Origin of the sequence: Pseudoalteromonas sp. TAE79, from assembly GCF_000498015.1 — a bacterium.
Lineage (GTDB): Bacteria > Pseudomonadota > Gammaproteobacteria > Enterobacterales > Alteromonadaceae > Pseudoalteromonas.
This window is the reverse complement of the sequence record NZ_AUTL01000112.1, coordinates 1-21807: the sequence shown is the minus strand read 5'-3', so window position 1 is coordinate 21807 and position 21807 is coordinate 1. Positions and strand designations below refer to the sequence as shown.

The following is a 21807-nucleotide window of genomic DNA, read 5'->3' as shown; positions in this document are numbered from 1 at the left end:
TCTGTCGACTGAGTTCAATACCGTATTGCTTAAACATCGCTTCCTGGCGATACAGCGGTAACCCGTATTGGTATTTACTGGTGATAAGCTGACTGAGCAAACTGCTGGTTGCAATGCCTTTGTTGATGGGCATGGCAGGCATTGAGGCTTGTTTAATCTGTGTCTGAGTTGAGGATTTATCACAGTGACGGCAGGCGTATTTAGGCCTAATATGCTCAATCACTTTGATTTTAGCGGGTATGAACTCAAGCTTTTCTGACTTATCTTCACCCATTTTATGTAGCTCACCGCCACAGCAATCACAGGTTTTGTCGATGATGTCGTGAATAACCTGCTCACGAGGTAAGTCTTTTGGCAGTGCCTTACGCACCGGCTTTTTACGGGTATAGCTAATGGATTGTTGCTCTGCCTCAACTTCCTCAACAATTTCTTCCACTTCATTGAATAACTCGCCTTGCCCGGCAAAGCCTTCAGCACTTTTGCCGAATTGTTTTTGTTGGGCCAAGCTCCAGCGCTCTTCCAATGCCGCAATCTGGGCATCCTTCTGCGCTAACAGTTTTTCAAGTTCAGCAATGCGCTGTTTAAGGGCGAGTTCATTTTTCATGACGCCTATTTTAAGGCATCATCAAAGGCTTTGCAGTGCTAACTGAACTCACTTTGATGATCATCAATCGATCGCAAATATTAAAGCATTTTCTTACCTGCGACATCAATTTTACTGTGTCCAATCACATCATAACCCGATAATAACCAGTGTAATTGCTGCTCGCTTAAGGTCATGGTGGGTGACATGAGTTTGGGCCATTTGAACTTATGCTTATCTAATCGCTTATACCACAGTGCAAAACCGGTGTTATCCCAGTAAAGCAGTTTGAGTTTGTCACGGCCTTTATTACAAAACACAAATAGCGCACCACTGAGCACGGGTAGTTCAAGCTCTGCTTCCACCAACGCCGCCAGACCATTAATTGATTTTCGAAAATCAACGGCATCGGCACATAAATAGACGGTGGGTACATCAACGAACATCCTCATACCGTTAGCCCTTTAATAATGGCAACGATATCGGCCGTCGCTAAATCGATAGGAAACGTGAGTTGGCCGGTTAGCGTATCAAACTGCAGCGTATTTTGACGAGTTTGCGCGCAGACTTCAGTAGTTTGTTTTACCTGGACAAAACGTGATGATGTAAGGCACTGCGTGTGCACTGGCAAGGTGGAATTAGGCTGGTCTTTTGCCAGTAAAGCACGTTGTTTATAATAAGTCGTAATAGCGACATTATGGTGTTGGCAGAATTCAATATTAGTACCACTAAACGTACTGCGTTGCAGCAAAAGCTGCTGCCACTGTGCGCTTGTTCTGTAAGTTTTCATCACCTGCTCCGAATTTATCATTGAGCAGGTATTTTTAGATAATCAGAACATCGATGCTAGGTGTGGTTCGCTAGACGCTTACAGAACTTCCAACATTTAAAGAGTTGAAAGGACAGTTGTTACTTGCTGATAGAGGGTATTATTCAGGTAGTTATATTCATGAATTAGATAAAGCAGGAGGATTTTACGTATTAAGAGCTAAGGGGTGAAAAGCAGTCAGAGTACATAATGCTTTTAAGCAAAATGGACAGGAATTAACAGGAAGTCATTCCCCAAAGTTATGTGAATTGCTCCCCGAATTACCTAAAAATGATCTTATTGATATGAATGTTAGCATAAAAAACAAGCTAACAAGAGTCGTTGGGTATTGGTCAAAAAAAGAAAAACAATATACATTTTTAGTCACTAATTTATCTATTGATGAATTTACAGCGACTGAAATAGGCAAATTATATAGGTTACGCTGGCAGGTTGAATTACTTTTTAAGGAGTGTAAGTCTTATAATAATTTACGCGGCTTTCAAACATCAAACGCAACCTTACAAGAGGCGCTAATTTATGTAAGTTTAATAGTAACCACGCTTAAAAGGTTTTTAACTGGCTGTATTGAAAAGATATTCAAAACTGAAATGTCTACAATGACAGTAGCAAAAACAACGGGTGTTTGGTGGATTGGCATATTAACAGCGATTATTAGGAAGCATAGGAAAGGATTGTTAAATGCAGTTAATGCAGCATTTGACTTTCTGAGGAAAAATGCAGCTAGGGCACACCCCAAACGCGATCGAAAAACAGGAGTATTTCAGTATGGGGTAGAGCCAAATTTTTAAGGCTGTACTTAATATTTTTCTTAAGTACCTACCTATGACATCCATGTAAGTAGTAAATAAATCCTTGTCATATAATTACTAAAAACGCAATTACCAACTAATTTTAATTTTAGCACGCAAGATAAATAAATCAAGAATTTATAAACTATTTACTACACGTTATTTAGTAATGTTTATAGTCATTTCCAATATATAAACAGTATTAAACAACTCAGGGCTTAAATGGCGATTAACGCTTAAATTTAGTTTCTAAAATTACAGAAGATGTTGTGCGCTCTACTCCATCCAGATTTCCTATATCGTCTAGTAAATGGCTAAGCTGCTCTAAATTTTGAGCCTGTACTACAGCAATTAAATCAAACTCACCACTTATCGCGTAAAGCTGCGAAATTGCATCAATTTGCTTAAGCTCGATATTTGTTTTAGTTGTTAATTTTTGCCTTACTTTTATAGACACATGAGCTGATACCATTTTACTGAGGTAGTCGTCACCATAATCAACGCTATAGCCTTTAATTACACCCGTTTCTTCTAGTTTGAGCATACGGCTTTGTACCGTTGAACGAGATAAGTCAAGCATGCGAGCAAGATCAGAAATACTCGCTCTAGCGTTTGTTTTTAGTACAGAAAGTAGCTTTTCATCTTGTGGAGTTATCATAATGGTTATTTTCTTCGTTATTTTGTCTTTTATTTTAATCATTTTTCACAAAATAGCACTGCAATTTTAATAGCTAACCTTCGATAATGACCTTTACAAGAAATAATAACGTGTTTGCTGAAGAATAAAGGCTATATTCTTCTTTGAGTTAGCAACTAATCTTTTATCTAAGCCCATTAAATTTAGGTGTAAAAATGCAAGTAACAAGAGACTTATTTAACGACGTAATGGTACCAAACTATAATCCATCAGCAATCATTCCAGTTCGTGGTGAAGGTTCACGCGTTTGGGATCAAAATAACAATGAGTTCATTGATTTTGCCGGTGGTATTGCCGTTAACTGTTTGGGTCACTGTCATCCTGCATTAGTTAAAGCATTAAAAGAGCAAGGCGAAAAAATTTGGCATTTATCGAATGTTATGACTAATGAGCCAGCACTTCGTTTAGCTCAAAAAATGGTTGAAGCAACATTCGCTGATAAAGTTTACTTTGCAAACTCAGGCGCAGAAGCAAACGAAGCAGCCCTTAAGCTAGCGCGTCGCTATGCACTGGACGTATATGGCGCTGAAAAAACGCAAATTATTGCATTTAATAAAGGTTTCCATGGTCGAACATTTTTCACAGTCACTGTGGGCGGGCAAGCTGCTTATTCAGATGGCTTTGGTCCAAAACCTGCTGACATAGTACATTGTGATTTTAACGATATAGCGGCATTTGAAGCGCTGATCAGCGATAAAACATGTGCTGTTATGATGGAACCATTACAAGGTGAAGGCGGTATTATTTCACCAACAGATGACTTTGCTAAAAAAGTACGTGAACTTTGTACTAAACATAACGCGTTACTTATTTTTGATGAAGTACAAACGGGTGTTGGTCGCACAGGCGATTTATACGCTTATGAAGGTTTAGGAGTTGTTCCTGACATTTTAACAACGGCAAAAGCATTGGGTGGTGGTTTTCCAATTGGCGCTATGATCACTCGTACACCTATTGCTGAGCATTTAAAAATTGGTACTCACGGTTCTACTTATGGCGGAAACGCACTTGCTTGTGCTGTAGCCGAAGCGGCATTTGATACAGTAAATACACCAGACGTACTAAACGGTGTTAAAGAGCGCGAGCAATTATTCCGTGACGGATTAAACGCAATTAATGAAAAATACAACGTATTTAGCGAAGTACGTGGTAAAGGCTTATTAATTGGCGCAGTACTAAATGACAAATTTGAAGGCCGCGCACGCGACTTTTTAGTAGCCAGTGCTAATAATGGTTTAATGAACCTTGTAGCTGGCATGAATGTAATTCGCTTTACACCGTCTTTAGTTATTCCGTTTGAAGATATTAAAGAAGGCTTAGCGCGCTTTGAAAAAGCGGTTAGCGATGTAGTAAACGGTTAATATAGTTTAAATTAGCACGCCTACTGGCGTGCTATTGGAGCAAGCAATAAATGCAAGTATTACGTCCTATTACTGCCAATGATTTTGAAGCGCTTAAACAAATAGCAATTGAGTCAGGCCATGGGTTTACCTCTTTGCCTGTGGACGATGCACAGCTTAAAGAAAAAATTGAACGTGCTGAAAAAAGCTTTGCCAAAAACATTAACCAGCCACTTGATGAAAGCTATTTATTTGTTTTAGAAGACAGTGAAACAGGTGACGTTATTGGTACAACCGCTATAGAAGCTGCGGTAGGTTTATCGGTGCCTTTATATCATTATCATTTAGGTAAAACAGTACACCACTCACCTACTTTAAATGTATATAACACCGTTGATATTTTAAGCATGTGTAACGACTACACAGGCTGCTCTGAAATATGCACATTATTTTTGCGCGAAAATAGTCGTAAAGGCCTAACGGGTCGATTTTTATCGCGTTCACGCTTTTTGTTTATGGCTCAGCATAGCGAGCGTTTTGCCGATACTGTTATCGCAGAAATGCGCGGTGTTAGCGACGAAGACGGCCACTCTCCTTTTTGGCAATGGCTGCAAGAGCACTTTTTTAGTATCGAATTTCCAGAAGCGGATCACTTAGTGGGCTTAGGCGATAAAGTATTTATTAGCGAGTTAATGCCTAAGTACCCTATTTATGTGAACTTGCTTAGCAAAAAAGCCCAAGCTGTTATTGGGCATGTGCATGAAAAAACAAAACCTGCGCTAAAATTATTAGAAAAAGAAGGTTTTGAGCACAGAGGCTACGTTGACTTATTTGACGCAGGCCCAACGGTTGAAGCAAAGCTTGGTAATATTCGCAGCATTCGTGACTCTCAAGTTTGCCCTATTACTATTGGTGAGCTTGATCACATATCACAAAATAGCTCAGATACGCTGGCTGTATGTAATCAAGGCGTAAGTGGCTTTAGAGCAACATTTACCAAAGACGCACATTACAATCATGCAAAACATACTCTCGTCATTAGCCAAGATGTGGCTAAGGCGCTTAATTTAAGCCAAGGAGACGCAGCGCGATTTTTCCGCCTGTAAATAATTTATGAATACACACCTAATTAATAACCAGTGGCATACAGGCCTTGGCCCAGTATTTGAGTCAATCAATCCAAGTAATGGCGATGTGGTATGGCAAGGTAATGGCGCAAACGCTGATCAAGTAGATTCGGCTATAAAAGCAGCCAGAGCTGCGCAATTACAATGGGCAGACAAACCACTTGTAGAGCGTATAGTCATTCTTGAAAGCTTCGCAGCACAATTAAAAGAACACAGCGAAGAATTTGCGACCATAATTGCACGCGAAACAGGAAAGCCATTATGGGAAACCCGCACCGAAGTAGGCGCAATGACAGGTAAAGTAGCTATATCTGTAAAAGCCTACCATGAGCGTACCGGTACAACCGAAAACCCAATGCCCGGTGCTAAAGCGTTTATTAGACACAAACCGCATGGCGTTGTGGCTATTTTTGGCCCGTATAACTTCCCTGGGCATTTACCAAACGGACATATTGTTCCTGCAATTCTAGCTGGCAACACAGTGGTATTTAAGCCATCAGAGCTTACTCCGCACGTGGCAGAATTTACCCTCTCACTTTGGCTAAAAGCGGGCTTACCAGCGGGTGTTATTAACCTTGTGCAAGGTGAAATTGAAACAGGTAAAGCACTTGCCTCTCATAAAAATATAGATGGCTTGTTTTTTACCGGTAGCTCAAACACAGGTCACTTACTACATAAACAGTTTGCTGGACACCCCGGTAAGATTTTAGCGCTTGAAATGGGCGGTAATAATCCACTGATTGTAAAAGATGTGAGTGATGTAAGCGCTGCTGTGCACGATATTATTCAATCAGGCTTTACTACCTCAGGTCAGCGCTGTACGTGTGCACGCCGCTTATTTATTGAAAAATCAGCCAACGGCGATGCTATTTTAGAAAAGCTAATAAGCGCAACTAAAAATATAGTTGTAGACGACAGCTTTGCTACAGAGCAGCCTTTTATGGGTGCGATGATAAGCGAAAAAGCAGCACTGGGTATGGTTGCCGCGCAAAGTGAATTAGTCTCAAAAGGCGCGCAAATCCTTGTTGAACTTAAGCAATTAAAATCAGGCACAGGCTTTGTAAGTCCAGGCATTATTGATGTAACAAACATTACCGACATGCCAGATGAAGAACATTTTGGACCGCTAATTAAAGTGTATCGCTTTGATGACTTTGACAGCGCAATCATTGAAGCCAATAACACAAGCTTTGGTTTATCTGCAGGTTTATTGGCTGATAACGAAGATGACTACACTCACTTTTTAAAGCGCATCCGTGCCGGTATTGTTAACTGGAACCGCCCTATTACGGGTGCCTCAAGTGCAGCTCCATTTGGCGGTATTGGCGCCAGTGGTAATCACAGAGCCAGTGCCTATTATGCCGCCGATTATTGCGCATACCCTGTAGCATCTGTTGAGTCAGACAAAGTGAGCTTACCGCAAACCCTAGCGCCGGGCTTAATAATTGAATAAGTAATAAAACCAAATTTTAAATTTAAGGACTTAACATGCATACTGATGTAAATACATTATTTAATAACCTTTGGAAAAATTACTTAAACGTAACTCCATCGGCAGACAAAATTCATGACCTTTTAGGGTCAACGCAAAAAGATGACATCATTAACGATCATATTGCGCTGCGTACATTTAATATTGAAAAAGTGGGTCTTGAAAAACTCGCAGCTCACTTTCTTGCGATTGGTTACAAAGAGTGTGGTGAGTACCACTTTGAAGCTAAAAAACTTTACGCAAAGCACTACGAGCATAGCGACCCTAATCAGCCAAAAGTGTTTATCTCTGAGCTGTTAGTCGAAAAATGCTCGCCAGAGTTACAAGCCATCGTAACTGACATGGTAAGCCAAATTGACGAAAGCGCAGTAACTGCTGATAACTTTTTGTATTCAGGCACGCATTGGCAAGTAAGCACCGATACTTACAAACAACTGCTAGCTGAAAGCGAATATGCGGCGTGGATGTCGGCGTGGGGTTACCGTGCCAATCACTTTACCGTAAACATTAATACGCTTGCTAAGTTTGATAACATTCATGATGTTAACCAAGCCCTGAAAGACGCTGGCTTTTCGCTTAACACGTCAGGCGGCGAGGTCAAAGGCTCACCAGAGGTGTTACTAGAGCAATCGTCAACACTTGCTGATGAATACTCTGTTACCTTTAGTGACGGTGATATGAGCATTCCTAGCTGTTTTTATGAGTTTGCTATTCGTTACCCTAAAGCAGACGGCGAGCTTTATACAGGTTTTGTTGCAGCCTCAGCTGACAAAATATTTGAAAGCACCAACGCTCGATAATAAAACCTAAAGTACTTTATTTTAAAAGCCCGTTATGGGCTTTTTTTATGTCGGTAGTTATGTTGATTAATTATAAAAATAACGGTTTATAATCGTTTTCTAACTTTTCAAACGATAAGTCGCCAATAAAGCGGCCAAAGCTCAACCACGTTGCCAAACCACGTAAGTCTTTAAAGTGTGGTGGCACAAATTGTGGGCTCTCTATTACACCTAAATCATGAAGCTGCGATATTAACCTAAAATCATCTATCGATATTTTACCTACGAGTAATAAAGGAAGCCTATCTATTCGACCTAGCTGTATTGCTACGCGAATTAAGTTATATACCAGTACAAAGCCTTTAATGTAGGCAATGTCTTTTGTAAAAGGCAGACCTGTTGGCGTACTGCCTCTAAATACACGCTGCGCGAGTGTGTAACTGTCATCTTTTGATAAACCTTGCGCGACATAGTCACGGTAAATGTCTACAAACTCAGCGCCATCTATTACCTTTGTAACCGCTTGAATACGATTCACTAATTTAGATAAACGTCTCGGAGTCGATTTTAATGTAATAATTTCGGTTAATACCGCTAAGCCTTCTTGGGTAATAGTGGAGCTAGGCGTGCCTTTACTTAAACATGTTAAATACGGCTGTGCTAAACCATTTTGAGTGGTACCTACGTGTATCCACCCTTCATGAACTTCCAATATATCAAGTTCACGCTGAGAAAATTTAACATCTTGATTAAGCTTAATATTATTAGCACCGGCGGCTGCATCACTGACAATACCATCGCTAAGCATTANCCTGCCATACTAGCGTTTACTTGCTCAGACAAAATACGTACAGCATCAACAGCATCAATATTTTTAGGGTCGTCAGGCAGTATGTCGGCTATTAGTAAATTTTGCAGCGGTTTATCTAGCATATTAGCTAGCTCAGAGAGTGAGGGCTCACCGGCATGGAATAAGTCTTTAGGGTGACCAAATAACTCCACCGATAAGTCATGAAATTCTGGCGTACCTCGATATTCAAGCATACTTAATACCGTTTTATACTCAGTGCACATTTTTCCCATATATTGAGCAATCGGATTTAACTGCCCCAGTTGGTTAATAATGTTACGGTGCAAAGTAGAAAACGCTTGGCGTAACTCGCTAGGTACAAAACCAAGGTCGCGCTGTTGATAGTATGCACGATCGATAAGTGGGTTTTTTTGACATTTCTGTCTAAAAAACTCTTCTTTAGTTTGTTTATCCCAATTAATAGCATCAAGTATCCTAATAGGCGTTTGCAATGCAATTAATTGATCCGATAACTCACGAGTTTTTAGTAGTAACGCCTTGTCTATCATGGTGTAAGCTCAACAATAAATGAGTTTTGAGCATAATTTAAAAAAGCTAAATTACAAAGCAATATCACACTTTTTTAGCTATTGTTTTTAAGATGATCGACCCTCATATCTGTATCGTATGAGTTATCAAATAAAAGGTATAAGACATGAAAAACGAACTCGACAATAAACAGATTTTAGCCGTGTATGAACGTATAATTCAAAAAGGTGAAATGACTGATGAAGGTAAGCATTATCAAGGCGTTACTGCTTATTCAGACGTAGATGGTTACACAGTATACCTACAAGGTAGCGGCGTGGAGCTGCGCTTTGGTTTTCATAATACTTACCACCTTGACTATGAACATGAAAAGCATAAAGACGACTTTTTGAAAAAATTATATAACATTGCAAACGAGAGCTAATGCACCCACGAAAACTCAGACACCGCCCTACCAGTAAGCTCAATACTACTTTTATAAACCAAGTAGTAGAAGAGCTTAGATCTGATCCAAGCAAAGTCTCTATTATTCAAGACAATTTAGAACAGTACCGTGCTCAAACTCATTTAAAGCGTGGTTTTTTACTGGCTATAGAGCGCTTTGATTGGGTTTTTGAAGCAAGCAAAGATATTGATTTCATTTGCCAGCAAATTTTAGCTGATGACTATATTGGCAATAGACTAAGACGTTACCCTCTCCTTTTTAAAGGTGTTATTAATAATACCTGACCTTTCAAAACCAAGCGCTTTAAAACGATAAAACCATAAAGTTTACTCTCTATATAAATTTATTAGAGCACTAAGCAATTACAGGTTTAGTGCGCTTTTGCATTAAAATAATACTATTAGTGCTCTAACTATTACTGCACTAACGATTTTTACACATTTTATTCATTTATTGCTGTAAACAAATCATTACTATTATTTAATCTCAAAAAAAACCTTGCAACACCATGTTTTATAAGAAATTAAATAAAATAAAATTTTATCTTCTTTATCGCATTAGTTGCACTTTTATTAATGATTAATCTACATTTTGGCATCTAGATATTTACCTCAACCTTGAATTGTTAGAGCTATTACCTTAAGCTTATCTTTATTGAACGTTCAATTAATAAAAATTATGCCTAAAGTTGGAATGGAACCTGTCAGGCGTCAGCAGTTAATTGACGCAACTATAGAATCTGTTGCGACGAATGGATTACAAGGAACGACTATAAACAGCATTAGTAAAAATGCAGGTTTATCGTCGGGTATTATTAGTCATTATTTTGGTGGTAAGCAGGGGCTGATTGAAGCCACTGTTCGATACTTACTAACAAGCTTAAAACAAGACTTGATAGGCAAGGTAAATCATCAAACAAATGCGACTGAACGTTTAATGTTTATTATCGAAGCCAACTTTGCGCTTGTACAACAGCGTAATGATACCACCCGAACGTGGTTAAGTTTTTGGGCGCAATCGATGCATGATGAAGAATTACACCGACTACAAAATGTAAACAGTAAACGCTTGCAAAGTAATTTAGCATTTTCTTTTAAACAGTTAATGCCTATTGAGCAAGCAAATCAAGCTGCAGAACTTAGCGCCGCAATGATCGATGGCCTATGGTTAAGAGCAGTACTGAGTAAATCAGACAATAATCAGTTTAAACACTGTGAAAAGTTAGCAAAAAGCTATGTACTTTCACTTATCAAGCAATATGGAGCCTAGCGTGACTACACCTGTCTATCAAAATTTTATTAACGGCCATTTTCTTGCAAACCAGAACGGCAAAACATTTGATGTAACAAACCCAGCAACGGGCGAGGTTATTTACGCAGTAGAAATTGCCGACGAATTTATTCAAAACGCAGCCATTGAGAGTGCAAAGCAAGGTTTTGCTCAGTGGTCAGCAATGACACCCATTGAACGTAGCCGCATTTTATTAAAAGCAGTGGCTATTTTACGCGAGCGCAACGATGAACTAGCACTTGTAGAAGTACTCGACACCGGTAAACCAATGCAAGAAGCAAATTGTGTTGATATTGAAACTGGCGCTGATGTAATTGAATACTTTGCAGGTCTTGCGCCAGCACAAGTAGGCCAACAACAAATGGTTGGTGATGACTTTTACTACACACGCAAAGAACCATTAGGTATTTGTGCGGGTATTGGTGCATGGAACTACCCACTACAAATTGCATGTTGGAAGTCGGGCCCTGCCCTTGCTGCTGGTAATGCATTTATATTCAAACCATCAGAAGAAACACCACTGGGCGCTCTTAAACTTGCAGAAGTATTTGTTGAAGCTGGCGTACCTGCAGGTGTGTTTAATGTGGTTCAAGGCGCGGGCGATGTAGGCCAGTGGCTAACGCAGCATAGCGAGATTGACAAAGTATCGTTCACGGGTGAAGTAGGCACAGGTAAAAAAGTAGTAGCAAGTGCTGCCGGTACTTTAAAAGATGTCACGATGGAACTTGGTGGGAAATCTCCACTATTAGTATTCGATGACGCCAACATTGAGCAAGCAGTTAGCGCGGCCATGTTAGGTAATTTTTATACGCAAGGCGAAATTTGTACTAACTGTACACGTATTTACGTTCATAAAAATGTATATCAGCAATTTATTGATGAGCTTAAAGCGCGCACTGAGAAAAACATTATTGCTGGCGACCCACAAGATTTAAATACAAACTTTGGCGCACTTATTTCTAAAAAGCATCAAGAACTAGTAATGAGCTACGTTAATAAAGGCATAGAAGAAGGTGCAACGCTTTTAACTGGTGGTACAACGCTTTCACCAGAATCTGCACCTAATGGCTATTTTGTAGCACCGACTGTGTTTATTGATTGTAATGACGACATGACTATCGTTAAAGAAGAAATATTTGGCCCAGTAATGAGCGTGCTTGTTTTTGACGACGAAGACGATGTGATTGCACGCGCTAACGGTACACACCTAGGCTTAGCTGCTGGCGTATTTACGAGTGATATTAAACGTGCTCACCGCGTAATTCATAAGTTACAAGCCGGTATTTGTTGGATTAATGCATACGGTAACTCACCGGCTGAAATGCCAGTTGGCGGTTATAAGCAATCGGGTATTGGCCGTGAAAATGGTATACAAACGCTTGATCAATACACGCAAACTAAGTCTATTTATGTTGGTATGGCCGACATAGAAAGCCCATTTTAAGGCGCCCTACTATGAGTAATCATTACGACTATATTATTGTTGGCGCGGGTTCGGCGGGTTGTGTTTTAGCCAATCGTTTATCTGAAGATTCAAGTAACCGCGTGTTACTACTTGAAACTGGCGGTAGCGATAAAAGTATCTTTATAAAAATGCCAACCGCGTTATCTATTCCTATGAATAGTGACAAATACGCATGGCAGTTTCATACGCAGCCTGAGCCTCATTTAGATAACCGTGAAATGCATTGCCCACGAGGCAAAGTATTAGGCGGCTCGTCATCTATTAATGGCATGGTGTATGTGCGTGGCCACGCTAAAGATTTTGACGAATGGCAGCAACACGGTGCAAACGGCTGGGATTACCAATCGTGTTTACCGTATTTTCAAAAGGCAGAAAGCTTTTACCTTGGTGAAAATACTTACCGTGGTGGCAAAGGCCCGCTTGGCGTTAATAACGGCAACGAAATGAAAAACCCGCTTTACCGCACCTTTATCAAAGCAGGTGTACAAGCCGGTTACGCTTCTACAGATGATTATAATGCGTCGCAGCAAGAGGGTTTTGGCCCAATGCACATGACCGTAAAAGACGGCGTGCGCAGCTCTGCTTCTCGTGAGTATTTAGACCCTGTTAAATCGCGTAGTAATTTAACGATTATTACAGGTGCACTAGCACAACGCGTGATTTTAGATGGCAAGAAAGCTACTGGCATCGAATACAAAGTAAATGGCGACGTTAAAACTGCACATGCTGAAAAAGACGTTGTATTAAGTGCAGGCCCAATCGGCTCTCCACATATTTTACAACTCTCTGGTATTGGTGACACACAAGCGCTTGAAAAAGCAGGCGTTGAAGTACAACATCATCTACCTGGTGTTGGTCAAAACTTACAAGATCATCTTGAGTTTTACTTTCAATACAAGTGTAAGCAACCTATCACGCTTAACGGCAAGCTAGGCATTGTTTCAAAAGGTTTGATTGGCGCGCGCTGGTTATTAACGCGTTCGGGTTTAGGTGCAACGAATCATTTTGAATCGTGCGCGTTTATTCGCTCAAAACCAGGTGTTGAATGGCCAGATATTCAGTATCACTTTTTACCAGCGGCTATGCGTTACGATGGTAGAAGTGCATTTGCAGGTCATGGTTTTCAGGTACATGTTGGTCATAACAAACCAAAAAGCCGTGGTAGTGTGACTATTGCTTCTGCAAATCCTGAGCAACCACCAACAATTTTATTTAATTACCTTGAGCATCAAGACGATATTGAAGGCTTTAGAGCGTGCGTTCGCTTAACACGCGACATAATCGAACAAAGTGCCTTTGATGAATATCGCGATGAAGAAATTCAACCTGGTAAACATATTCAAACAGATGAAGAAATAGATGCCTTTGTACGCCAAGCCGTAGAAAGTGCCTACCACCCTTCTTGCTCATGCAAAATGGGTGAAGATGATATGGCCGTTGTTAATTCAAATACGCAAGTACATGGTATTGAAGGACTACGTGTTGTTGACTCATCTATATTCCCAACAGTTCCTAATGGAAACTTAAATGCACCTACTATTATGGTTGCCGAAAAAGCAGCTGACATAATTTTAGGTAAAGACCCATTACAGAAATCGGATGTGAATGTTGCCATAACAACAAACTGGCAAGAAACACAACGTAGTACGGAGATCTAACTTTAGCCACATGCTTAGGTTTAGTCTCGTCGGGCTAAGCCAATGCGTGCCTTGCAGTGGCACACGATGTAAATAGGTTACGTTGTGTTAATGCGAGAATAAAACAATAAAATACGGAGTGCTTATGAATTATTTTTATTCATTACTGGAGGGTAACAATGACTATTTGGCTTAATGCAGGGATCATTTTTACCTTACTTGCCATTATCACTATTTTAATTAAATGGGGTAATGTTCGCGTAGTAGGTGTAACACCAGTTCGAACCTTTACGTTTATAGCAATACTATTTACTTCTGGCCTAGATGTTGGCCTTATCATGTTTCCTTTAACTGAGTTTGCAGGTTATGCAGACATAAAAGCAAGCCCAGAATACGCGTTTGCAAATCCACTGGCTATTGAGTTTGGCTACTGGGGATTTTTGATCTGGGGATTTTACTTTCTTACGTGCTTTTATTTCTGTGTAATAGAACCTAAAGTGAAATTTTTCGAAATTCCTTGGGTTAAATTTATCAATAACGTTGTAATTATTGGTACATGTGCATTTACCGCTTATTTGCTGCTTACAAACCTACCGTGGTATTTACCCGGACTAGGTGATGGAACAAGTATAGTTTCTGAATTTTACTTAATTGTGTTTGCGGCTATCTGTTTTGCTGTGTACTCAAGTACTGATATTAAATATGTACGTATTTTAAGTATTTCTACTACGTGGTTATTTTTAGCTTTAATCGCCTTTATGTGGGCTGGCGCATTTGTGATTGGTGATAGTCAAATGTCAGCATTTACAGATAACTTAGGCTCTATTGGTACTTACTTTGCAAACATTAATGAATTTGTTTTACCGCTTAATGATTACCATGAGTTCTACTTATTCTGGTGGTTTGCGTGGAGCATAATGATTGGTCAATTTACATCACGCTTTGTTGGTGGACTTAAAACATACCAAGTATTAGGTGCAATGTTAATATTTCCATCAATTCCGATTGCGATTTGGTTTAGCGTACTTTATCACTACCATGAAGCGGGCATTCCAACACAAGGCATTAAAAACTTTGCAATGGTATTTGTAGGTATTGTATTTGTAATTAACTCACTCGATTCGTTAGTGCGTTTATATACAGATAACCTAAACTTTACTGTAAAGCGTTTTGGTAAAATGAAATACATAGTCGGAAACATTGTTGCTCTATCACTACTTACACTATTGTTTAAATTAGAATTTTTACAAATTCAGTGGGTAGGCGCATTAGTTATTGGATTGTTCTTTATCTGTGCTGGTTTTATCGGATACAGCAAGTTTAAAACAGTTACAAACATAGACAGCTCACCAAAAGCAAACGAAATTGATTACACAAAAATAGACACAGTACACTAGGGATTAATAATGAATAACAAACTAAAACAACTTGTAGTAGCACTACCATTAGCACTTTTATCAACCACTGCAGCAGCTGATTGGTCAACAACAATCACTGCAGCGTCTGACTACACTTTTAATGGTGTAAGCCAAACAGATAGCAACCCTGCAATTCAAGGTAGCTTAGACTATGCCTTTGAAAGCGGTGTATATGCAGGTGCATGGGCTTCAAATGTAGATTTTGGTGACGATACCGATTTTGAACTTGATGCTTACATTGGTAAGTATGTACAACTTGATGAGCAATTTAGTGTTGATTACGGTATTGCTTATTACACTTATCAAGGTAATAACAGCGATGGTAACTACGCTGAGGCTTACACTAAGTTTGGTTATGCAAGTGAGTACGGCCAAACTGAACTTAACTTTTGGTACAGCTGGGACTACTTTGGTTACGATACAGGGCATGTTATTTCGATGATTGCTCACACGTATGAGCTGGCTCCAAACCATGCACTACGTGCCAGCTTTGATATTTCAAACTCACTTGATGGTGATAAGTTTGAGTGGGATGAGAACAAGGGTGATAAATCATACCACCACTACCGCTTAGCATACCAAACAAGCTACGAAGGTTTTGGTATTGAAGTGGCCGCTGAAAACACAAGCTTAGATAATGATGCGTCTGATGAGCGTATTGTACTTGCTATTTCACGCACATTTGATTTTTAATACAATAATTACTGATTGCACAAAGAATGCCACTCTATTTCGAGTGGCATTTTTATGTGTAACTAACTAACAATATCCCAAGCACTTGTACCCGATGCTGAAAGGTTACTGGTGTTATTGCGTAATACTTTATTACCTACATTAACCGATGACTCAGGGCGGCTAACTAAATATCCCTGAACAGAGCTCACACCCATTTTTTTAACGAGTTCAAACTGCCCTATTTCTTCAACGCCTTCTGCAACAATTTTAAGACCTAGCTTTTTCCCAAGATCACTAATTGTATTTAATATATCGTTATATTTTTGGCTTTTATTGGCTTGTGCTATAAACGAGCGATCAATTTTAATAACATCTATTGGTAAATCCGCTAATGTACTTAAAGAACTAAAACCTGTACCAAAGTCATCAATAGCAATAGTGATACCCTCTTCTCTTAGCCTACTTAGCTCTTTAATAATTCTTGGACTGGCTTTAATGAAAGTTGATTCGGTAATTTCCAGCATTAAGGACGTAGCGGGTAAGCCGGTTTTTTTAAGTTTTTTCATTACCCAATCATAAACATCACGATGCTTTAGTTGAATGCCCGAAACGTTAACAGATATTTTTACTTTGCGCATACCTGCATTGTGCCAAGCAGCCATTTGCCGACACGATTCAAGCATAATCCAATCGCCAAGCTCTAATATTAAATTAGACTCCTCTGCTATTGGTATAAACTCTGAAGGGGGGATCATACCCTCAACTGGGTGGTCCCAGCGTGTAAGCGCTTCGAAGTAATCAATCATACAATCTTCAACATGCACAATTGGCTGAAAAGATAAGTACAAATCTTTACAAGCGACTGCTATGCGTAGCTCTTCGAGTAAATAATGGTAACGGCGCATTTTGTTACCCATTTCTGGTGAGTAAACTTTAAATATCCCCTTACCATCGCTTTTAGCCCTATACATAGCCACGTCAGCTAATTGCAAAAGAGCCTGCGGCGTTGATGCACTTTCTGGATAAGCCGCAATACCAATGCTGGCACTAATTTTTACTATTTTGTTACCTAGCACAAAGTCTTTTTCAAGCTCACTAAGCACGTGTTTAGCAATTTCAACAACTCTGTCGCTATCATCAAGTAACTCTATAAAAATGGAAAATTCATCTCCTCCCAACCTCGATAAGTTTTGTTCTAATTGGTTAGCACTATTTATATTACTTAATTTATGGTGGCGTAGAACATTGGCAAGGCGAGTAGCAACTTGAACTAATATTTCATCACCAAAACTATGACCAAATGAGTCGTTTACTTGTTTAAAGCCATCAAGGTCGATAAACAGGAGTGCGCATTTGAGATCTTCTTGGTTAGCATGATTAATTTGTCTGTCGATATGTTCAATATAAGCATGGCGGTCAATTAACAGCGTCAGTTTGTCTTGGCCACGGCTAGCGCATTTTAATCCCAGACTCTAGCAGGGTTGAGCGGTAATCATCGTCTAGCCCTGCCATTTTCTTTTTCCTCGCCATACTTGCTGACTTAGATGCATCTTGTTTAAAAAGCGCCATGGCTATCTTTCGCATTACATTAAACATTAATGGCCCTTGAAGTTTGCGTATTCTCGATTCATCTTCTCTGAAGTTCATATCAAGCATCCAATGCATGCTTTCAACCTGCCAGTGACTGCGTACTGCATTGAGTGCTTGCGCTGCATTTAAGTCTAATGAACTTATATACCAGCGTGTTTCAGTGGTATCCGACCCTGCCGACTTATCATGAACTTCAGCCCTGACCTTAATAATACTCGTTAAGCCAGGCCAACGATAATCCTTGCCTAGCCAGCTTTTATCTATAAGTAACTGCTGGCATGTACGTGTTTCAACACGCCCATGTCCTGAGCTTATTTCGGTATGTTCATCACAATTATGCTTAGTTAACCTTTCACGCTCGCACTTGTGCCACCACGCTTCTAGTTCCTTTTGCATGCCTGAATGATTACCTTTAAGTGCAAGAATATAATCTGCTTTTTGTTGGATGATTTGTTTTGCTATTTCTTGTTGGCATCCCATCGCATCTAACGTAATGATACTGTTTTCAATATCGAGCAGGGTGAGTAATTCTGGTATTGCGGTGATTTCATTTGTTTTATTATCAACAGCCGTCTGCCCAAGCACTAACTGGTGTTGGCAACTCCATGCACTGACCGTGTGTAAGGCACTTTTTCTGTCTTTTGTGGTAAATGAACGCCGTGCGGTTTTGCCATCGATAGCGATGATATCTGCACCTGTAGTTTCAATCAGTGATGATATCCAAGATTGAAATGCCCTTTCTATTTCATTTGCTTTTAACCGACACATGACGCGAGCAATCGTGTCATGTTTTGGAATTCCTGCGTTGAACGTACCGTATTTTTTTAACCAATCAAGTTTTAGGTGCCCAAAGTCTTCAATATCTTCCCATCCTTCTGCACCAGAGAGCACAGCGCTAATAGCAAGGAGAAGAATATCGATAAGTTCATGCTTTTTACAACGTTCAATGCGAGGATCTGTAATTGAATTAAAATGTTTCAGAAAAGTAGTGCTCATATTTATGCGACCAAGTAATTATTATGCCTTGATCTGATCACTACTTGCTCTATAAGTTCAATTTATAATGATCTTGCCGTGTGCTTGCAGGAGCCGTTAATATTGTTTTATTTGTGGTGGAATAATACTTCTGTTACTTTCTGATTGTTAATAACAATAAAGAATAGACATGCAACTCAACTCCCCTAAATCAATTGGTATTTTACTTGGTACGCTTTACGGCATATTTATGCGGCTGTTTATAGAGCTAGTCAATGCTTACAATTTAAGTAGCCTAGTCTCTATATCATTTATGTTTTTAGTGCCCGTTGCAATTGGTTATATTCGTGTTCACTTTGAGTACAATGAATCAAAAACATTAACTAAAAGGCAAATGGTCACGATTGCTTGGCAGCCTATTTTTGTTTTTTTATTTGTAAGTGTAATTACTTTACTTGAAGGCAGTATTTGTGTGGCTATGGCTTTGCCTGCTTTTATGTTTTTTGCCAGCATTGGTGGATTACTTGCGGGTTTTGTTAGAAAGCGTGAAATAAAAAAAGCGAATAGTTCTTTATTATCAATCGCGTTGTTACCTATATTGCTCTCACCTATTGAAGTTAATTTTTTAAATTTATCAAAAACATACGAAGTAACAAATTCAATAACTATTAACGCGCCCATCAATGCTGTGTGGCAACAGTTAGCTAATGTGAGTGATATAAAACCACAGGAAGTGCCTTTTTCACTCACTCAATTAATTGGTGTACCAAAGCCATTAAAGGCAAGTATGAATGCAAGCGGTATAGGCGCTGCTCGCACAAGTACTTGGCAAAAAGGGGTTATATTTAAAGAAGTTATTACAGATTGGCAACCAAATAAACAGATGCTTTATAGATTTGACATAGACCCAGATACTATTCCCGATGACGCTCTCGATAAACACGTAAAACTAGGCGGTGAATACTTTTCTCCACTTTACGGTGGTTATCAGCTAAGTGAAGATAAAAGCGGCAATACAATTTTAACTTTAAAAACGACCGTGCAAGACAATACAAACTTTGGTATTTATTCGCGAATATGGGGAGAGGTGATATTTCAAGATTTTCATCATTCACTTTTAACGTTGATGAAAAACAGAGCTGAAAAGTCACTTATCGCAACTGTTTCTTATAATTAGCTTGAGCCATCATATTTCTAAAAAATATTACACACTAAAAGGTAAAGCCTTTGCATTTGCAAAGGCTTATGTTTTAACAGCCAATTTTTACCAAATCATTTCTACAAATTCAGGGTGGTCGATATACGGGTTACGATTACCTTGAAACTCAAACGCTGCTTGGTTGCGGTCAAGTTCCATTTGGCTTACAGGATCGCTGTTATGCCAGTTAAGCAGCATGGCTACAACCCAGCTTTCAAACACTTGATTGCTTGAACCATTAAGTACAGCATTACTTGAGGTCGTTTTGGTTTGCCAAGCGCCTATTACATTTTCGTAGCGCGTTGCCATGTAAAAATAAGCGCGAGCAAAGTCACCTTTAAATTCGTCAATTGGCTCAAATACAGTACCAGAGTAATTTAATGAACTTGCGGCAGAACCTAATTTACTTCCGTTAGTTGATGTAAATGAAGCGCTTGCTACTTCACCAAATGGGAAATTACTACGTTTTGAGTTTACATAACCGTCGGTTGCGTAAATATGATGCACATCTGAGTTCATTGGCTCAATAGTGCCGCCAAACCAGCTTTTAGGAAACGAATGCTCACGGTTGTAACAGCCGCCTTCTCCACTATAGTTACCACATTGGTCACTCACCGCAGTATAATTGTAGCTATCTGAGCCGTTTGGTTTCTCGCTATACATATCTAAAATGCTGTTATCGTTTTCAAAGTATTTATCACGTGCAGATGAGTCGTAAAAATTCCAAATAGCCGAGTAATCCTGTGCATTATGATCTTTAATAATATTATAAAGCTCAGTTTTTAGTGCATAACCTGATAACCCTTGAGCAGTAACATAGTAGCCAGTGGGTGTTGGGTTGGTCCCGCCGCCATCACCAGAGCCACTACCTAAAGTAAATGCGGTGCTGTCTGTATTATTAAAACTTGCACCGCTAGCAAGTGTGGTAGAGCCTTGCTTAAGCGCATAGTTGCCATTACCTGTTGAACAACACATGCCATCGCCGTAGCTGTCGCTAATAACAAGTGTGTAAGTACCATCAGTTAGGCATATTTGCTCATCATACTGAGTGTTTGATGCGTAACCACTGCCGTTAGCAACAGCGCTACCTTGATTGTTATTAACGGCCCAGCTAGTTTCGCTACCGTAATTATCGGTGTTAAGCGTTAAGGTAAGGCTATTATCGGTGCAACTTGTTGATGCGTTGCCATCAGTATTTGGTAAAAAGTTATCTACGTATACGATTTCGCTGCCATCAAATCCACTTACATCGTAAAACCTAAGCCCAACACTAATTGTTTTATCACTGCTTGCTGTATAGCTATGGCTAATTGTTTGCCATTGGTTAGTTTGTGCTTGATTCGAATAGCCTTGATAGCCATCTACATATAAGCGCGCTTTAATTTTACCTTCAGTGTGGTAAACATCAGCCGAAAAGTTATAGGTTTTACCAGCTTCTACAGCAACCTGTTGTAGTAAATCAGTGTTACTTTGCGATCCTGTTGTTACATTGACAGCAGCAGAGCTACTACCGCTTTTAACTGTACTAGTTGAGCGCGTTAAGCTGATTCCGCTATCAATAGTGCTCCAAGAGCTAGGTGTATTACCTGACCATTGTTCAAATCCGCCATTAGCTACATTGGCCATTACAGGTAATGAGCCAAGTAACAAAGCGGTACTAAGTAGATTATTTTTATATTTCCCGTGTAACATAGTTGTTCCTATTTTTATTTTGAATGAAGAATATACCCTACATTAGTTAGGTTACAAAATTGTTAATTTAAAGTGCAGTAAAAAGCAATAATAAGTCTTTAATCTGTTTTTGAAGGTATTTTTATAAATTAATAACTAAATGGAATATCAAAGCAGATTCTATTCTTTTTTTATCTATGCTGAGCCCGTTATGCTACTAACTTAGAAAACCTCAACAGATACGCTCTGGATGAGGTAAAACTCATTTTTAACAATACACAAAGTGTGTTGTGTTTAATTTTCAGGGTTATGGGGAATCGATTCATGTTGTTAGGTCAACTAAATGCTGCGGCAAGCCCGCTATCGCAAGATCAAGTACAAAAGCTGCAAGGTTTAGTGGCTGAACTTAATCCAATTCAACAAGCATGGGTGAGTGGTTACTTAGCTGCAAATGCTAATTCGGCTG

The 21807-nt window shown here is 39.4% G+C and carries 20 protein-coding genes and 2 pseudogenes; 14 read left to right on the top strand and 8 right to left on the bottom strand.

Annotation, left to right across the window (positions count from 1 at the left end; all coding sequences use genetic code 11):
- The 3 genes from L655_RS0106805 to L655_RS0106795 form a co-directional block, all read right to left on the bottom strand.
- Positions 1-604: IS66 family transposase zinc-finger binding domain-containing protein (locus L655_RS0106805; RefSeq protein ID WP_024604010.1), on the bottom strand; the 604-nt coding region annotated here is incomplete at its 3' end.
- 80 nt (positions 605-684) lie between these two features.
- Positions 685-1029 carry an IS66 family insertion sequence element accessory protein TnpB gene (gene tnpB / locus L655_RS0106800; protein WP_158001052.1) on the bottom strand — a complete coding sequence of 115 codons (345 nt, stop codon included), beginning with the start codon at positions 1027-1029 and terminating at the stop codon, positions 685-687.
- Positions 1030-1031: 2 nt separating this feature from the next.
- The gene (locus L655_RS0106795) at positions 1032-1373 is read right to left on the bottom strand and encodes a hypothetical protein (RefSeq protein WP_024591408.1); all 342 of its coding nucleotides are present in this window, start codon (positions 1371-1373) and stop codon (positions 1032-1034) included.
- 104 nt (positions 1374-1477) lie between these two features.
- Here L655_RS0106795 and L655_RS1000000128485 point away from each other — a divergent pair, with 104 nt between their 5' ends.
- Entirely contained in the window at positions 1478-1582 is a 105-nt protein-coding gene (locus tag L655_RS1000000128485; protein ID WP_342626700.1) for a transposase, read from the top strand.
- 114 nt (positions 1583-1696) lie between these two features.
- Positions 1697-2203 (top strand): transposase, encoded by a 507-nt coding sequence (locus L655_RS01000000125255; protein ID WP_342626699.1) that lies wholly within the window; start codon positions 1697-1699, stop codon positions 2201-2203.
- A gap of 229 nt (positions 2204-2432) precedes the next feature.
- Here the strand turns inward: L655_RS01000000125255 and L655_RS0106785 are convergent, their stop codons facing one another.
- The gene (locus tag L655_RS0106785; RefSeq protein ID WP_002958609.1) at positions 2433-2861 is read right to left on the bottom strand and encodes an Lrp/AsnC family transcriptional regulator; all 429 of its coding nucleotides are present in this window, start codon (positions 2859-2861) and stop codon (positions 2433-2435) included.
- Between the two features lie 194 nt (positions 2862-3055).
- Between L655_RS0106785 and L655_RS0106780 the strand changes: the two genes are divergently transcribed.
- The 4 genes from L655_RS0106780 to L655_RS0106765 are packed head-to-tail and all read left to right on the top strand — an operon-like array spanning position 3056 to position 7659.
- Complete coding sequence (locus L655_RS0106780; RefSeq protein ID WP_024604521.1) at positions 3056-4261, top strand: aspartate aminotransferase family protein; 1206 nt, start codon at positions 3056-3058, stop codon at positions 4259-4261.
- 50 nt (positions 4262-4311) lie between these two features.
- Entirely contained in the window at positions 4312-5346 is a 1035-nt protein-coding gene (gene astA, locus L655_RS0106775; RefSeq protein WP_024598142.1) for an arginine N-succinyltransferase, read from the top strand.
- A 7-nt stretch (positions 5347-5353) separates the two neighbouring features.
- Positions 5354-6820 carry a succinylglutamate-semialdehyde dehydrogenase gene (gene astD, locus L655_RS0106770; protein ID WP_024604520.1) on the top strand — a complete coding sequence of 489 codons (1467 nt, stop codon included), beginning with the start codon at positions 5354-5356 and terminating at the stop codon, positions 6818-6820.
- A gap of 35 nt (positions 6821-6855) precedes the next feature.
- Complete coding sequence (locus L655_RS0106765) at positions 6856-7659, top strand: DUF1338 domain-containing protein (protein WP_024598144.1); 804 nt, start codon at positions 6856-6858, stop codon at positions 7657-7659.
- Between the two features lie 70 nt (positions 7660-7729).
- On the opposite strand, the pseudogene L655_RS01000000125250 reads toward L655_RS0106765, so the two are convergent.
- Positions 7730-8997 (bottom strand): annotated as a pseudogene (locus L655_RS01000000125250) (flavohemoglobin expression-modulating QEGLA motif protein).
- 146 nt (positions 8998-9143) lie between these two features.
- On the opposite strand from L655_RS01000000125250, the gene L655_RS0106755 reads away from it, so the two are divergent.
- From L655_RS0106755 to L655_RS0106725, 7 genes are all read left to right on the top strand, one after another.
- Entirely contained in the window at positions 9144-9401 is a 258-nt protein-coding gene (locus L655_RS0106755) for a DUF3081 domain-containing protein (RefSeq protein ID WP_008169639.1), read from the top strand.
- A complete protein-coding gene (locus L655_RS0106750; RefSeq protein ID WP_024604519.1) occupies positions 9401-9706 on the top strand; it encodes a hypothetical protein in 306 nt (101 codons plus the stop codon). The genes L655_RS0106755 and L655_RS0106750 overlap by 1 nt, the downstream gene beginning before the upstream one ends.
- A 409-nt stretch (positions 9707-10115) precedes the next feature.
- Entirely contained in the window at positions 10116-10691 is a 576-nt protein-coding gene (gene betI, locus L655_RS0106745; protein ID WP_024603276.1) for a transcriptional regulator BetI, read from the top strand.
- Between the two features lies 1 nt (position 10692).
- Entirely contained in the window at positions 10693-12156 is a 1464-nt protein-coding gene (betB, locus tag L655_RS0106740) for a betaine-aldehyde dehydrogenase (RefSeq protein WP_024604518.1), read from the top strand.
- An 11-nt stretch (positions 12157-12167) separates the two neighbouring features.
- Complete coding sequence (gene betA / locus L655_RS0106735; protein WP_024604517.1) at positions 12168-13835, top strand: choline dehydrogenase; 1668 nt, start codon at positions 12168-12170, stop codon at positions 13833-13835.
- Between the two features lie 158 nt (positions 13836-13993).
- A complete protein-coding gene (locus L655_RS0106730; RefSeq protein ID WP_024604516.1) occupies positions 13994-15211 on the top strand; it encodes a BCCT family transporter in 1218 nt (405 codons plus the stop codon).
- Between the two features lie 9 nt (positions 15212-15220).
- Positions 15221-15925, top strand: a complete 705-nt coding sequence (locus tag L655_RS0106725; RefSeq protein ID WP_024604515.1) for a TorF family putative porin — start codon at positions 15221-15223, stop codon at positions 15923-15925.
- A 62-nt stretch (positions 15926-15987) separates the two neighbouring features.
- On the opposite strand, the pseudogene L655_RS0106720 reads toward L655_RS0106725, so the two are convergent.
- Positions 15988-17349 (bottom strand): annotated as a pseudogene (locus L655_RS0106720) (bifunctional diguanylate cyclase/phosphodiesterase); the annotation flags it as partial.
- A gap of 7 nt (positions 17350-17356) precedes the next feature.
- Entirely contained in the window at positions 17357-18493 is a 1137-nt protein-coding gene (locus L655_RS0106715) for an ISAs1 family transposase (RefSeq protein WP_008466968.1), read from the bottom strand.
- A gap of 169 nt (positions 18494-18662) precedes the next feature.
- Between L655_RS0106715 and L655_RS0106710 the strand changes: the two genes are divergently transcribed.
- Complete coding sequence (locus L655_RS0106710) at positions 18663-19649, top strand: hypothetical protein (RefSeq protein ID WP_024604513.1); 987 nt, start codon at positions 18663-18665, stop codon at positions 19647-19649.
- 87 nt (positions 19650-19736) lie between these two features.
- Here L655_RS0106710 and L655_RS0106705 read toward each other — a convergent pair whose 3' ends face one another.
- Positions 19737-21362 (bottom strand): endonuclease, encoded by a 1626-nt coding sequence (locus L655_RS0106705; protein WP_024604512.1) that lies wholly within the window; start codon positions 21360-21362, stop codon positions 19737-19739.
- Positions 21363-21807: the final 445 nt, after the last annotated feature.

Bases quoted from the DNA above. Each gene is read 5' to 3' on its own strand.
- tnpB (WP_158001052.1), bottom strand. From the start codon at position 1,029: ATGTTCGTTGATGTACCCACCGTCTATTTATGTGCCGATGCCGTTGAT.
- L655_RS0106795 (WP_024591408.1), bottom strand. From the start codon at position 1,373: ATGAAAACTTACAGAACAAGCGCACAGTGGCAGCAGCTTTTGCTGCAA.
- L655_RS01000000125255 (WP_342626699.1), top strand. From the start codon at position 1,697: ATGAATGTTAGCATAAAAAACAAGCTAACAAGAGTCGTTGGGTATTGG.
- L655_RS0106785 (WP_002958609.1), bottom strand. From the start codon at position 2,861: ATGATAACTCCACAAGATGAAAAGCTACTTTCTGTACTAAAAACAAAC.
- L655_RS0106780 (WP_024604521.1), top strand. From the start codon at position 3,056: ATGCAAGTAACAAGAGACTTATTTAACGACGTAATGGTACCAAACTAT.
- astA (WP_024598142.1), top strand. From the start codon at position 4,312: ATGCAAGTATTACGTCCTATTACTGCCAATGATTTTGAAGCGCTTAAA.
- astD (WP_024604520.1), top strand. From the start codon at position 5,354: ATGAATACACACCTAATTAATAACCAGTGGCATACAGGCCTTGGCCCA.
- L655_RS0106765 (WP_024598144.1), top strand. From the start codon at position 6,856: ATGCATACTGATGTAAATACATTATTTAATAACCTTTGGAAAAATTAC.
- L655_RS0106755 (WP_008169639.1), top strand. From the start codon at position 9,144: ATGAAAAACGAACTCGACAATAAACAGATTTTAGCCGTGTATGAACGT.
- L655_RS0106750 (WP_024604519.1), top strand. From the start codon at position 9,401: ATGCACCCACGAAAACTCAGACACCGCCCTACCAGTAAGCTCAATACT.
- betI (WP_024603276.1), top strand. From the start codon at position 10,116: ATGGAACCTGTCAGGCGTCAGCAGTTAATTGACGCAACTATAGAATCT.
- betA (WP_024604517.1), top strand. From the start codon at position 12,168: ATGAGTAATCATTACGACTATATTATTGTTGGCGCGGGTTCGGCGGGT.
- L655_RS0106730 (WP_024604516.1), top strand. From the start codon at position 13,994: ATGACTATTTGGCTTAATGCAGGGATCATTTTTACCTTACTTGCCATT.
- L655_RS0106725 (WP_024604515.1), top strand. From the start codon at position 15,221: ATGAATAACAAACTAAAACAACTTGTAGTAGCACTACCATTAGCACTT.
- L655_RS0106715 (WP_008466968.1), bottom strand. From the start codon at position 18,493: ATGAGCACTACTTTTCTGAAACATTTTAATTCAATTACAGATCCTCGC.
- L655_RS0106710 (WP_024604513.1), top strand. From the start codon at position 18,663: ATGCAACTCAACTCCCCTAAATCAATTGGTATTTTACTTGGTACGCTT.
- L655_RS0106705 (WP_024604512.1), bottom strand. From the start codon at position 21,362: ATGTTACACGGGAAATATAAAAATAATCTACTTAGTACCGCTTTGTTA.